The organism is Kitasatospora sp. NPDC058046 (genome assembly GCF_042885595.1).
Lineage (GTDB): Bacteria > Actinomycetota > Actinomycetes > Streptomycetales > Streptomycetaceae > Kitasatospora.
On sequence record NZ_JBHVRS010000002.1, the window covers coordinates 237,571 to 249,991 of the forward strand.

Below are 12,421 nucleotides of genomic sequence, written 5' to 3' on the forward strand. Positions count from 1 at the left end.
TCCCCCGACGTGACTGGCCATCAGATTCAGGTCGGCACCCGCTTGAGCTTCACCGCGGGCCCCGGATTCCCAGTGGCGCACACGCTCCCTACCGAGCTGCCGTGCTCGGCCCTGCGACCCCCGTCGGGGCCGGGCGCGGCGACCATCTGTGTCGTCCACAGGAGCCCCCCACCATGCGCACCGCGATCGTCTACCTGTGTTCCACCGACCAGCTCAGCGGCCCCCTGATGGAGGGATGGTGCGAACAGCGCGCCGCCGCCGAGACCGTCCCGGTGTCGGAGGTCATCACCGACACCGACGAACTCCTCCCGCCGGCCGAGCGCCCCGGCTGGCAGCGCGTGATGGCGCTCGTGGCCGGCGGCGACGTCGTCATGGTCGTGACCCTTGACCGCACGATGCTCGCCGTCGGCCGTAAGGACTGGGACGCGCTTTCGGCCGGCCTCGCCGAGCACGCGGCCGTCCTGATCACCCACCGCACGCCCGTCCCGACGGTTCCCCCCACCGACGGGACGCAGGAACGACCGACCGTCCCCGCGGCTCCCCCCGTGGTGGAGCTGGTCGAAGCCGGGGCGCAGCGGTGAGCGGGCGGAGGGCGCGGCGCTTCGGCCGGGGCTACCGCCTGGCGATCGACGCGACGGACGAAGACCCCGACGTGCGGCTCTGCGTCATCGCCCCGGTGAAGGAGAAGCTGCACGAGACGCTGATCGACTGGGGCATCAAGGGCGTTGACCACGACGACCTGATGTCCATCGCCTACGAGCTGCTTGCGAACGCCGTGCGGCACAGCCCGCCCGGCCAGCACCAGGTCTCCCTGTTCCTGTTCCCCGAGGGGGACCGCCTGGTGGTGACCGTCCACGACAGCAGCAGGGCGATGCCGTTCATCCCGGCGGACGCCGTTGGCAACCCCTTCGCCGAATCCGGCCGCGGCATGGTACTGGTCGACGGGCTCTCCGAGCGGTGGAACGCCGCGCTGACCCCCGGAGGGAAGAAGGTGTGGGCCGTGCTGCCCCTCCAGGCCCCGGTGCCCGTTCTGAACCTGGCGTCGATCACGCCGCAGGCCGTACGGCGCGCGGCCGTCATCGCCGCGGCGGTCGGCACATCCCGCTTATGGGCGGTCGGGCCTCGTCAGGCGGTCGCATAGGCACCACAAGCTCCCGGGGCCCGTGCTCCCCGGGTGTCCGCCGGCGTCGGTCGGCGGACGAAACGGCGCGCTGTCGGGGCGCGCCGGGCCTCCTCCGGCTTCATGGGTCGGGCGAGGGAGGCCACCACAGAGGCCCCGCAGGTGGTGACACCTCCCGCCTGCGGGGACTCTGCCCAGCTCCTCCCCGGTCTGACTGACGACACCAGACCGGGGAGGCCCACCCTGTCTTTCTCGGAGGACGTCGTGCAGCCCACCCCTGACGAGCCGGGCCGGCTCGACACCGTGGCTATCGCCGCGGCGATGGACCGCGTGCACCAGTTCACGGTCGACGCCCAGGTGAGCGGGCCGCCGCCGGAGGACGGGTTGGCGGAGTTCGTCGAGGAGCTGACCGGGCATCTGGCGCAGCTGATCGCCGCGGTGCACGTCACCTGCGGGGAACTATCCGAGGACGCGGCGATGCGGGGGCCGGCCGAGAGCATCCTCTGCGACGCCCGCCGCATGCTCAGCGACCCGCCGCCGGACCTGGCCTCGGGCGTCGTCCTCATCGGTTCGTTCTGCCGGGTGCTGTTCGCCCTGCGGGCGGTGCACCTCCTCACGGGGGAGATTCAACAGCGGTGCGTGCCGTGCGGCGGCATCAGGGTCGACAGTAGGCCGCCGACGGCCCCGCAGAGCCGTCACCGGCACGCCCGGATGCGGGCACCGCACGGGCGTCGGCCGGGGTCGAGCTAGCTAGACGGCCTGCTCGGCCCGCACGCCGGCGGCCCGTCGGCTGCGTCCTGAACCTCTCCCGGCCTGACGACGAGACCAGGCTGTGGAGGCCCCGGCCTTTCTGGCCGGGTTTCCCCTCGATCACTCGCGAGTACCCCGGAGGACATCGTGTCTGGCAATGCCCCTGTTGACGCGGCGGCGCCGCCGACTGCTGGTCGCAGCGGCCCTACTGATTCGGGCGGAGGCCTGAGAGGCCACCTGGTGACCGGCGTGGAGCGCGAGGCCGCGGTGGCGCAGTGGCTCATCTGCGCTGTGCAGACGATGGAGCGCCGCGCGGTCTGGCAGGACTGGACGGAGCGCGGTGCGGCGCTGATGCCCACCGGCGTCCTGTTCTCCGGGGTGAGGATCCCGGCGCGGACCGTGGTCGCGGCGGCCGGCAAGGAAGACGTGGACACGTACCTGGCGCGCGTGATCCACGGGCCGGTGATCTGCACGCAGGGCGGTCGGTCGTACGTGGCGCTGGTCGGGCCGAGCGTGGCCCGGCGGTGGAGGGTGCCCGGGGTCAGCATGGTCGGCGACGGGGCGCTCCTCGGTGTTCCGCGGCCGTCGCTGGACCGGGCCTCCGGGGCGGTGGCGTACTGGTCGGTGCCGTTCGACTCGCCCGGCGTGCTGTGCATGGGGCCGGACGTGGAGCACGTCGTGGAGGCGGGCAGGCGGGGAGGGCCGGCCTGTGACTGAGACCGGGTATCCGCTGGACGTGAAGGCCGCCGAGGCGGCGGTCCGGGCGGCGGACGAGGTCGGGCTGGCCGCTGCGGTGGGCGGCTCGGTGGGCTTCGTCGCGCTCATCCAGCTCCATGAGGAGCTGACCGGCCATCTGCTGCTGCTCCTCGCGGCGGTGGAGGGGCTGTACCGGGATCAGCCGGGGCGCTCGTGGATGGGGCAGGTCGTCGAGGGCGCGGCGCGGCTGGCCGGCGGGCTCGTGGCCCGACCGGGCATCGGCCAGTTGAACGAGGTCCTGGTGGTTGCGGGTGTCTGCAAGCTGCTGCTCGTGCTGCACCAGATGCACCCGCAGGCCGCTCCCGTTCTGGAGGCCCTTTCGTGATCGCAGATCTGTCCATGAACGACGCGATGCGGTGGCTGAACAAGGAACTCGCCACAGCGGGGTTCCGGGCCTGGGAGGTCATCAAGGACGGCCGCTACAGGCAGGTCACCGAGGGCACTGGCTGGTGTCAGGCGGCCGGTGTTTGGCCGGAGTGCTGGCCGCCCGGCGTGCTCGGGTGCCTGCGCGTCATCTGGACCCCCGACCCGGCGTACCAGCGTGACGACAGGACCGGTCGCATCCCGGCCGGCGCCGCCGAGCACTGGCAAGAGTCCACCGGGGCGCTGCTCGCGGCGGTTCGGGCGCTCGGCCTCGGCGCGGCGCTGACCGGGCCGCCCCGGACCCCGGAGCGGTTCACCTCTGCGGAACTCCTCGTGTGGGAGCCGGGCCTCGAAACTCCGGCGGAGTGGCCACCGCCCGGTGCCTGGGAGGGCGTCCCCCCGACGCGGCCCAACTGGGTAGACGGCTGGCACCGATGGGGCTCCGATCCCCGGGAGGAGCTGGCATGGGCGCTGCGGCAGGTTCGTAAGGCGCGCAAGGCGGAGGGGCGGCGGACCATCGGCAAGGTGTCGGCCGGCGACCTCGACGGCGTCCTGTGGCCGCCCGGCGCACACGCCTGCGCCCGCGTGCTCTGGCACCCGGAGCCGCCCCACGAGCGAGGCTCTGGCGGACTGCTGCCGGAGGCCGCCGCGACGCACTGGCACGACGGTATCGCCCAGCTCCGAGACGACCTGACCTCGCTCGGCTACAAGAGCCGCACCGCGTGGGGCCACCGCGCGGCCAGGCGGACCAACTTCGCCGTCGTGCTGGCCTGGCGCGGCGCGCTGCCGGCCGCACGGACGTGAAGGACTACCTGATCCGCACCAAGTGAAGTGGAGTTCAGCGTGATCGCACCCGCCGTGTTCCCCACGTTCCAGCACGCCTACGCCGCCGTCCTGCGGCACGTCACCGAGAACCACGAGCACGTCAACACCGCTCGGGGCAACGACAGTCACGAGATCATCGGCGCGGCCTTCCGGCTCACCGACCCCCGCCGGCGCGCCCTGTACCTGACGAGCCGGCCGGTCAACCCCGTGTACCACTACGCGGAGGCGCTCTGGTACCTGGGCGGCCTGCGGAACCTCGACCTGATCGGGCACTACGCCTCGCGCCGCCGGGCGGACTCGCGCGACGGGACGACGATCGAGGGTTCGTCCTACGGGGCGCGGATCTTCGCCCCCCGGTCGGACGGCACCCCGTCCGCGTTTGACCGCGCGCTGGAACTGCTGCGGGCCGAGAAGGACAGCAAGCGCGCGTACCTGCCGGTGTTCCAGGCCGGCGACCTGGACGAGATCGGTCACCCCGATCTCCCGTGCCTGGCCGGGCTCCACCTGCTGGCCCGTGACGGCTACCTGCACATGGTCACCTACATGCGCGCGAACGACGCCAACCGCGGCATGGTCTGCGACGTCTACTCCTTCACCCTGATCCAGGAGTTCGCCGCCGTCCTGCTCGGCCTGCGCCTGGGCGACTACACCCACCACGTCGGGTCCATGCACGTCGGCGTCCGGGACCTGGAGCGCGCGGGCAAGGTGCTGGAGGAGTCGGCAGCCAGCGGTCCCACGGCCGCGCCGCTGTTCCCGGGCCCGGTGATGCCCGCCGGCACCACGTGGAAGCACATCCGGACCGTGCTGGAGCACGAGGAGCTGCTGCGCACCAACCGGGTCCAGTACACCCCGGCCGACGTCGCCGGGCTGGACCTGCCGCTGTACTGGCAGCGGGTGCTCCTGCTCTTCGAGGCACACCGCCAGATCGTCAACTGCCCGGCGGACCCGGTCGATCAGCAGACCCTCGACGCGCTGGAGCCCGGGGCCCGCTGGCAACTTGAACGCCGCTGGCCCACCCGGGTCGCCACCGGGGAGATCGCGTGAGGCAGAACCCGCTGCACGGCGTGGACTGGTCGCGCTGGAGCGTGGTCCTCCTCAAGCCGGACTGCCTGCACCGGGGCCTGGCCGATGAGGTGCTGGCCCGGCTGGAGCCGGCCGCCCAGGTTGTGCACCGGCGCCGGGTCGTCGTCGCCGACTGGCAGATCCACGTCCACTACTGGGACCTGCTGGTCGACCGGGACCTGTTCGAGGTGGACGTGCCCGGCTGCCTGCGCACCACCTACGTGGGGCAGCGGGTCGAGGTGGCGCTCGCCTACGGCGCCCCGGGCATCCCTGAGCGGCTGCGCGGCCTCCTCGGGCACTTCGATCCGACCCAGGCCGAGCCGGGCACCATCCGCGCCGACCTGGGCACCGACAGCCTCACCGCCGCCCGCGCCGAGCGGCGTCTGGTGGAGAACCTGATCCACACCTCCGACCACCCCCGTGCCGCGCGGCGGGACTTCGGGACGTGGTTCGGCGCCGGCCAGCACCAGCTACTGGAGATCAAGGAGGATCACCGATGACGACCGCCACCCCGAGGGCCCGGCGCCCGCTGCCCCTGCTGACCAGCGGGCAGATCGCGGGGCTCAAGCCCGAGCTCGCCGAGGTCATCGAGTACCGCAAGTCCGGGCTGTCGCTCAACCACATTGTGGGCTGCCCGCTGGACTGCGGGTACTGCGTGCGCCACCTGTTCGACAACTTCGAGCTCAAGACGCCCAGGCGGCTGATGAGCGACGAGGCCGCGGTGGAGCTGCTGACCGGGCACCGCTACTTCCGGCCCCACCGCACGCCGATCCAGATCTTCAACAGGGCGACGGACCCCATGCTCCCCGTGGTCAAGCCGCACACGTTCAACACGCTGCGGCTGCTGGACGAGCAGGGCCTGACCAACCACGTCCTGGTCATCACCAGGTGGCGGGTCGACCCCGAGGACTGCGAGGTCCTGAACAGCTTCCACAACATCCGGTTGACGGTGCTGGTCACTCACTCCGGCATCGACCACCCGGGCATCGAGCCGGTGGACTCGGCCATCGCCGCCGCCAGCCTCCAGACGCTCCACCGGCACGCCGAGCGCTACCGCACGGTGCTGTACTGGCGGCCGATCGTGCCGGGCCTCAACGACTCCGACGCGCACATCCAGCGGGCCCTGGAGCTGTCGAGGCACGCCGACGCGACGGTGTTCACCGGGCTGTTCTTCCGCAACGAGATCGCCCAGTACTACGCCGACCACGGCCTGCCGATGCCGTACGAGGACACCGCCCGCCGCAAGATCATGCCGGAGGAGTCCGAGCAGCGCATCCTCGCCGCCTTCCGCCGACCCGACGACCAGGGCGAGCCGTACGGGCCCCTGTTCCGCAAGACCAGCTGCGGCGTCGCCTACGCCCACAAGGTGCCCGACTACAACGGCCACTACGGCATCCGGGAGTTGTGCGACATCTGCCCGGTGGCGCAGCTCGGCCTGTGCCGCGACGCCTGGAAGGCCCCGAGCCTGGAGGAAGCCACCGAAGCCGCCCGTGCTCTCGGGGCGATCGGGGACGTTGAGGTGGATGAACGCGCCATCATCGTCGAGGGCTTGAACGAGCCGCCGCGCTACTTCATGCAGCACGGCTTCGGCTACCAGGTCCACGACCGTGACAAGCCCCACCGCCCCCGTCGGCACGGCCGGGCCGAGATCGGCTGGACCGACCCGAAGTAGAGGAGACCGAGATGGACTTCGGCACCTGGCCCACCGTCTTCGTCGTGGACGTCGAAGGCAACGGCGGACAGCCCCCGGAGCTGGTGGAGGTCGCCGCGATCCCCGTGGTCGGCGGGAGTCCGGTGCCGTCGTCCGTCCGCTCCACCCTGCTGCGCCCGCCGAGCCCGATCACGCCGTTCGCACGGCGGGTGCACGGCATCCGCAACCAGGACGTCGAGCAGGCGCCGACCTGGGAGAAGGTCGGCCCCCAGATCCACGCCTCTCTGGAAGGCGTGTGGATCTGCGCGCACAACGCGCACGTGGACTACGGCGTTCTGCTGCGGCACATGCCCGACTGGAAGCCGGCCGGCGTGCTGGACACCCTGCGGCTCGCCCGCGCGACCTTCCCGAAGGCTGGCGGGTACAGCCTCGACGCGCTGGTCGGGATGACCGGCCTCGACCTGGCCGCCATCCCCGGCCAGCGCCACCGCGCGGCCTACGACGCTCACGCCACCGCGCTGCTGCTGATCGCCCTCGCCGGGCACTACGAGACGTGGGACGCACTGCTCGCCGCAGCCGTCCCGCCCGGAATGCCCGGCGCTCCCCTCCCACCCGCCCCCAAATCCGAGGAACAGAAACTGTGGTGACACCGCTTCGCCTCTGCATCGCCGGCACGCACTCGACCGGCAAGACCACCCTCGCCAGGCGCATCGAGATGGAGTTGCGCGCTACCGGCATCACCGTCGCCCGAACCGGCGGCTTCGCCAAGCGGGCCGCCCAACTCGGCTTCCCGAAGATGACGCGCCACACCGACCGGTCCACCGCCTGGATCATCCACGCCACCGCCAACGCCGCCCTGGAGGCGGAGCTCACCGCGGACGTCGTGATCGTGGACCGCACCCCCTTCGACGCGCTCGCCTACTACCTGGCCGCCGTCCGGCATCGCGGCGAGCACCCCGACCCCGAGGCGCTGTCCCGTCTGACCGCCCTGGCGCAGCTGGCTTGCCCCCGCCCGCAGGTGTTCCTCGCCACCCTCCTCGACCCGGCGATGCCGCTGGCTGAGCACCCGGGCAAGGACCCCGACTGGGCGGACAGCGAGTTCCGCGAGGCCGTGGACGAGCAGCTGCACCGGGCCCTCAGCGCCTACGCCGTCCCGCACGTTCCGGTGCCCAGCGACGGGCACGCCGCCGCCGTCGAGCTGGCGGTCGAAACGATCACCGCTTCCTGGGCGGCCGCCGCGTGAACACGATCGCCATCGCGGGCAAGGAGGTCCCCCGGCTGGGCCTGGGCACCATGCGGCTGACCGGCCCTGGCACCTGGGGCGAGCCGGCCGACCCGGCCGACGCCATCGCGCTGCTGCGCACGGCCGTGGACGACCTCGGCGTCCTCCACATCGACACCGCCGACGCCTACGGGCCGCACACCGTCGAAGAGCTGATCCGCCACGCGCTGCACCCCTACTCCGAGCGGCTGCTGCTGGCCACGAAGGTCGGCATGGTGCGGCCCACGCCGAACGTCTGGAAGCCGCTGGGCCGTCCCGAGTACCTGCGCGCCGCCGTCGAGGCGTCCCTGCGTCGCCTGGGGACCGAGCGGATCGACCTGTGCTACCTGCACCGGGTGGACCCCGCGGTGCCGCTGGCCGATCAGGTCGGCGAGCTTGAGGACCTGAGGACCGAAGGCAAGATCGGTTCCATCGGCCTGTCCAAGGTGACCCCCGAACAGATCCGCGAGGCCGCCGCCCTGGTGACGGTCGACGCCGTGCAGAACTGCCTGAACGCCGCCGAGCCGGACGATCCGGCGCTCGCGTACTGTCTGGCCAACGGAACTCCGTACGTGCCGTACCGGCCGTTGAACGCGGGTCTGCTGCCCGACCCGGCGGCGGCCCTGCGGTGGCTGCTGGACCTCGACCCGCTGGTGGCGCCGATCCCTGGCACCGCCAACCCCGCCCACCTGCGCGCGCTCTTCGCGCCCGCGACCTGAGCGGCAGGCGCATGATGTCGAAGTCCTGGATGCCCCGCGAGGAGTTCGTCGAGACGCTGCCCCGTGCCCTGCACGGCTGCGGTGTGCTGCTCTTCGACCCGGACGGGAAGCTGCTGCTCCTGCACGACTCCTACAGCGCGGGCCGGGCCGCCCAGGGCTGGCCGCAGCGGTGGTGGGCGCCGGGCGGCCTCCTTGACGACGGCGAAGCGCCCGAGCAGGCCGCGCGCCGGGAAGTGCTGGAGGAGACTGGCCTCAAGCTGGACGGCCAGCTCTGCCCGGTCGGCGTGGACTTCCTCCCGCCGGCCGAGGGCTGGCCGCCTGTCTCAACCTACTTCTTCACCGCTGAGCCCCTTACCTGGGAGCAGATCGACTCGATCAGCCTGTCCGAGGCGCACGATCAGCACCGGTTCCTTGAACTTGCCCATTGGGAGGACGAGGTGTCGTCGACCATGTACGCGCGCCTGACCGCGCTGGTCACCGCCTTCACGACCGAGCAGCAGATCGTCCTGCACTGCGGCAGGCCGATGTGATCTGGAAGCAGCACGCCCGCGCGACGGTCCTGACCGGCCCGCGCCTGGCCGTCCACCTGGACCAGGTCACCCGGCCGGACGGGCAGCCGGGGGAGGTGTGGGTCACCGAGCAGCCCGACGGTGCCCTGATCGTCCCCCTGGACGACTGCGGTCGGGTCGGCATGGTCCGCTCCGTCACGTACATCCATGGCGAGGTCGTCACTCCGCCGGGCGGGGCCGTCGAGCCCGGTGAGAGCCCTGAGGACGCCGGGCGGCGGGAGCTCCGCGAGGAGGCTGGGATCACCGCCCAGGAGTGGACGGCGCTGGGGAGCGTCGCCCTGATGACCCGCAACACCGCACGCCTGCACGTCTTCCTGGCGCGAGGCCTGACCCTCGGCGAGCAGCAGCTGACCGTCTCGGAGTTCGGCATGACCTTGGAGTGGTGGGGTCTGCCGGAAGCGGTGAAGGCGGCGTGCGACGGCCGGCTGACCCTGGCCGGCGCGTCGCTCGGCATCCTCGTGGCCGCCCGCTACCTGGAGACCGAGTAGGAGAGGGGACGCTCGTGTGCACGGCCTTCGTCAGCATCGACCCTGGCTCGTCGGTGCCGGTCCTCCTGCTCGCCGTCCGGGACGAGTACACCGACCGCCAGTGGCTGCCGCCCGGCCGCCACTGGCCCTCACGGCCCGCCGTCACCGGCGGCCTGGATCTGGAGGCGGGCGGAACCTGGCTTGCCATCCACCAGGGCGACGGCGGGCCGGTGGCGGCCTGCCTGCTCAACGGCTTCGGCCCGCGCCTTCCCCGGCAGCGGTGCCTGTCCCGGGGCGAGATCCCGCTGATCGCCGCGAGCGGTCAACGGATCGACCGATTGGAGCGCTACGACCCGTTCCACCTGATCCTGGCCCGCCCCGGCAGCGTTCGGCTTCTCAGCTGGAGCGGCAGCACCCTGGAGGATCGCGAGCTGCCCGCTGGTCTGAGCGCCGTACACAACGACGGCCTGGCCGGCCGGGCAGTTGCCAGCGGCTGCCCAGCGCACATCCGCGCCACGATGGCCGCCCGCACCGCGCACTTCCGCGCCCGGCTACAAGCCGTCGCGCGCCCTGAACCGGTGGCGGGCTCGTCGGACGCCGCGTGGGGTGAGTGGCTGCCGATCGTGTGCGGCGACGGTTTGCCGGCCGACGACCCGGCGGCCCTGGTACGCCGTCTTGAGGCGCCGGGCGGGCGCGTCTGGGGCTCCGTGTCGCTCTCCATGGTCGCCCTCGCACACAGGCAGGTGCGCTACGACTTCGGAGCTGTCTCCACTGCCGGTCCTTTGCCCCGGATCGTTCTGGAGTCAGTGCCGATGCCTGCGGTGAGGGCGGCTGCCGCAGGCTGAGCACAGCACTTGCAGGGGCATTGGGGCCTCGTCGGGGCCGCTGCGTTTGTGGTCGGCGTAGTGCCGGCCCTGTTCCGAGAGCATGGGGAGAGGCGGATGGAAGACGAGCTGTGGGGGCGGGTCGGGAAGTTGCGGACCTGGCTGGACGACCAGGCGGACGAGGTGCCGGTCGCGGACGTGCGGCTGCTGCGCATCCTCAAGGTCGGTGAGGAGTTCGGGGAGGCCTCGGAGGCCGTACACGGGGCCCTTGGGGCGAACCCCCGCAAGGGGCGCTCGCACACATGGGGGGACGTCGAGTCGGAGCTGGCGGACGTCATCGTGACCGCGATGGTTGCGCTCGACACGATCTCGGGTGATGGCCGGGCGGTGCTTGCGGAGCGGCTGCGGTACCTCGTGGAGAGGGTCGGTCTCGAGGAGCACGCGGAGGCCGGCTGAGCGCCCTGAGTCCGGCGGCACCGGCGGCGGGCCAGGTGCCAACTTCCGTGGCGCGACGGGCTGCGGGGGCCTCGGTCATGAGGATTCCGACCGTGGGCGCACTAGCCCTTTAGGGTGATTGACGGTCCATCACCTATCCGGGTGGACGGAGCTGGTACAGGGTATTGGTACCCGCAGCATTTCAGCCAAGATCAAGAGTCTCGCGCAGATTGCCGAGACGGGATAGGTTGCGGCAACGAACTGCCTGATGTCCATGCTCCGCAAGCTGGGCAGACGGGGATGTGGAAGGCCCGGCGGGGTGACCGCCGGGCCTTCCGCGTGTCCGGGTTCAGGCGGTGCGCCGGCGGTGCGCCAGCCGCTGGCGCACGGGCCCCCGAAAGTCCGGTTATGAACGGGGAGAAGCGGGGAGAAGCGGGTCAGTCCGGGGACGTTTCTGCACGTGAGGGCAAAAGGCCAGGTCAGGAGGGGTGCACCCTGCCGGTTCGAGTCCGGCTCCGGGCACCGATCACCCGGCGGGGGCGCGACGGCGTCCCCGCCGGTCGTTGTTCACCGGATCCTCCTCGCGGCGTATCCCGAAATTTTTGCCAAGCCATTACCCTTGTGCATGGGCGGTGCAGTGCCGCCACGGAGGGAATGAGCAATGAGAAGCAGCAACCCGGTCTTCTCGCGGGAGGGGTCCTTCACCCGCGACTCCGGCTACGCGGGGTTCGGTACCGCGCAGGCCGGGACCCAGCACGGCCAGAACCAGTACGGCCAGAACCCCTACGCGGGTACGCCCTACGCCCAGCAGCAGCCGCAGGGCCAGCCCATGACCGACGAGCAGCTCTACGAGCTGTACAACGGGCCCTCGGCGGGCCCGGCGGCCACCGGGCGGATGACGCTGGACGACGTGGTCGCCCGCACCGCCATGACGCTGCTGACGCTGGTCGTCGCCGGCGCGGTGGCCTGGTTCGCGCTGCCGTTCGAGAACTTCGGCTTCGCGATCGCCGCCAGCCTGGTGGCCATGGTCGTCGGCCTGGTGGTCTCGTTCAAGCGCAGCGTCAGCCCGCCGCTGATCCTGACCTACGCGGCCCTCCAGGGCTTCGCGATGGGCGCCGTCTCGCACGCCTTCAACACCATGCTGAACGGCATCGTGATCCAGGCGGTGCTGGGTACGGCGGCGGTCTTCGGGGCGATGCTGTTCGCCTACAAGAGCGGCCGGATCCGGGTCACCGCCCGGTACCAGCGGATCGGCATCGCGATCGCCCTGGGCTTCGTGCTGCTGATGATGGTCAACATGATCGCGATGGCCTTCGGCGCCGACATGGGCCTGCGCTCCGGCCCGCTGGGCATCGTGGTCGGCTTGGTCGGCATCGGCCTGGGCGCCTTCTTCCTGTCGCTGGACTTCGCGGCGATCGAGGAGGCCATCGCCCAGGGCGCCCCGCAGCGGGAGTCCTGGCGGGCCGCCTTCGGGCTGACCCTGTCGCTGGTCTGGATCTACATGGAGATGCTGCGGCTGATCGCGATCCTGCGCGGCGACGACTGACGGTCCCTTCCTTCGTGAACCACTGCCGCCGGGCCCCGGAGCGACTCGCTCCGGGGCCCGGCGGCTTTTCGCC

General features: G+C 71.8%; 17 protein-coding genes. All 17 read left to right on the plus strand.

The annotated features are described in order from the left end of the window. Positions 1–173: 173 nt before the first annotated feature. On the plus strand, positions 174–581 hold the full coding sequence (locus ACFVU7_RS05275) for a recombinase family protein (RefSeq protein WP_388044426.1): 408 nt from the start codon (positions 174–176) through the stop codon (positions 579–581). Next, positions 578–1,141 carry an ATP-binding protein gene (locus ACFVU7_RS05280; RefSeq protein ID WP_388044427.1) on the plus strand — a complete coding sequence of 188 codons (564 nt, stop codon included), beginning with the start codon at positions 578–580 and terminating at the stop codon, positions 1,139–1,141. The genes ACFVU7_RS05275 and ACFVU7_RS05280 overlap by 4 nt, the downstream gene beginning before the upstream one ends. Before the next feature lie 243 nt (positions 1,142–1,384). Next, complete coding sequence (locus ACFVU7_RS05285; RefSeq protein ID WP_388044428.1) at positions 1,385–1,870, plus strand: DUF6415 family natural product biosynthesis protein; 486 nt, start codon at positions 1,385–1,387, stop codon at positions 1,868–1,870. A 240-nt stretch (positions 1,871–2,110) separates the two neighbouring features. After that, positions 2,111–2,587 carry a hypothetical protein gene (locus tag ACFVU7_RS05290; RefSeq protein WP_388044430.1) on the plus strand — a complete coding sequence of 159 codons (477 nt, stop codon included), beginning with the start codon at positions 2,111–2,113 and terminating at the stop codon, positions 2,585–2,587. Further along, complete coding sequence (locus ACFVU7_RS05295; protein ID WP_388044431.1) at positions 2,580–2,951, plus strand: hypothetical protein; 372 nt, start codon at positions 2,580–2,582, stop codon at positions 2,949–2,951. Before ACFVU7_RS05290 ends, ACFVU7_RS05295 begins: the two co-directional genes overlap by 8 nt. Continuing rightward, positions 2,948–3,793 (plus strand): hypothetical protein, encoded by an 846-nt coding sequence (locus tag ACFVU7_RS05300; protein WP_388044432.1) that lies wholly within the window; start codon positions 2,948–2,950, stop codon positions 3,791–3,793. Before ACFVU7_RS05295 ends, ACFVU7_RS05300 begins: the two co-directional genes overlap by 4 nt. 39 nt (positions 3,794–3,832) lie before the next feature. Further along, entirely contained in the window at positions 3,833–4,858 is a 1,026-nt protein-coding gene (locus tag ACFVU7_RS05305; protein ID WP_388044433.1) for a thymidylate synthase, read from the plus strand. Then, on the plus strand, positions 4,855–5,376 hold the full coding sequence (locus tag ACFVU7_RS05310) for a nucleoside-diphosphate kinase (protein WP_388044434.1): 522 nt from the start codon (positions 4,855–4,857) through the stop codon (positions 5,374–5,376). Before ACFVU7_RS05305 ends, ACFVU7_RS05310 begins: the two co-directional genes overlap by 4 nt. Continuing rightward, complete coding sequence (locus ACFVU7_RS05315) at positions 5,373–6,548, plus strand: radical SAM protein (RefSeq protein ID WP_388044435.1); 1,176 nt, start codon at positions 5,373–5,375, stop codon at positions 6,546–6,548. Before ACFVU7_RS05310 ends, ACFVU7_RS05315 begins: the two co-directional genes overlap by 4 nt. A gap of 11 nt (positions 6,549–6,559) precedes the next feature. Further along, the gene (locus tag ACFVU7_RS05320; protein ID WP_388044436.1) at positions 6,560–7,174 is read left to right on the plus strand and encodes an exonuclease domain-containing protein; all 615 of its coding nucleotides are present in this window, start codon (positions 6,560–6,562) and stop codon (positions 7,172–7,174) included. Continuing rightward, a complete protein-coding gene (locus ACFVU7_RS05325; RefSeq protein WP_388044438.1) occupies positions 7,171–7,770 on the plus strand; it encodes an AAA family ATPase in 600 nt (199 codons plus the stop codon). The genes ACFVU7_RS05320 and ACFVU7_RS05325 overlap by 4 nt, the downstream gene beginning before the upstream one ends. After that, the gene (locus ACFVU7_RS05330) at positions 7,767–8,507 is read left to right on the plus strand and encodes an aldo/keto reductase (protein ID WP_388044439.1); all 741 of its coding nucleotides are present in this window, start codon (positions 7,767–7,769) and stop codon (positions 8,505–8,507) included. The genes ACFVU7_RS05325 and ACFVU7_RS05330 overlap by 4 nt, the downstream gene beginning before the upstream one ends. 11 nt (positions 8,508–8,518) lie before the next feature. Further along, positions 8,519–9,037, plus strand: a complete 519-nt coding sequence (locus ACFVU7_RS05335; protein WP_388044440.1) for an NUDIX domain-containing protein — start codon at positions 8,519–8,521, stop codon at positions 9,035–9,037. After that, positions 9,034–9,564 carry an NUDIX domain-containing protein gene (locus ACFVU7_RS05340; RefSeq protein ID WP_388044441.1) on the plus strand — a complete coding sequence of 177 codons (531 nt, stop codon included), beginning with the start codon at positions 9,034–9,036 and terminating at the stop codon, positions 9,562–9,564. The genes ACFVU7_RS05335 and ACFVU7_RS05340 overlap by 4 nt, the downstream gene beginning before the upstream one ends. A 14-nt stretch (positions 9,565–9,578) precedes the next feature. Beyond that, positions 9,579–10,388 carry an NRDE family protein gene (locus ACFVU7_RS05345; RefSeq protein ID WP_388044442.1) on the plus strand — a complete coding sequence of 270 codons (810 nt, stop codon included), beginning with the start codon at positions 9,579–9,581 and terminating at the stop codon, positions 10,386–10,388. A 96-nt stretch (positions 10,389–10,484) separates the two neighbouring features. After that, complete coding sequence (locus tag ACFVU7_RS05350; RefSeq protein WP_388044444.1) at positions 10,485–10,823, plus strand: MazG-like family protein; 339 nt, start codon at positions 10,485–10,487, stop codon at positions 10,821–10,823. Between the two features lie 640 nt (positions 10,824–11,463). Continuing rightward, positions 11,464–12,348 carry a Bax inhibitor-1/YccA family protein gene (locus ACFVU7_RS05355; protein WP_074001301.1) on the plus strand — a complete coding sequence of 295 codons (885 nt, stop codon included), beginning with the start codon at positions 11,464–11,466 and terminating at the stop codon, positions 12,346–12,348. Positions 12,349–12,421: the final 73 nt, after the last annotated feature.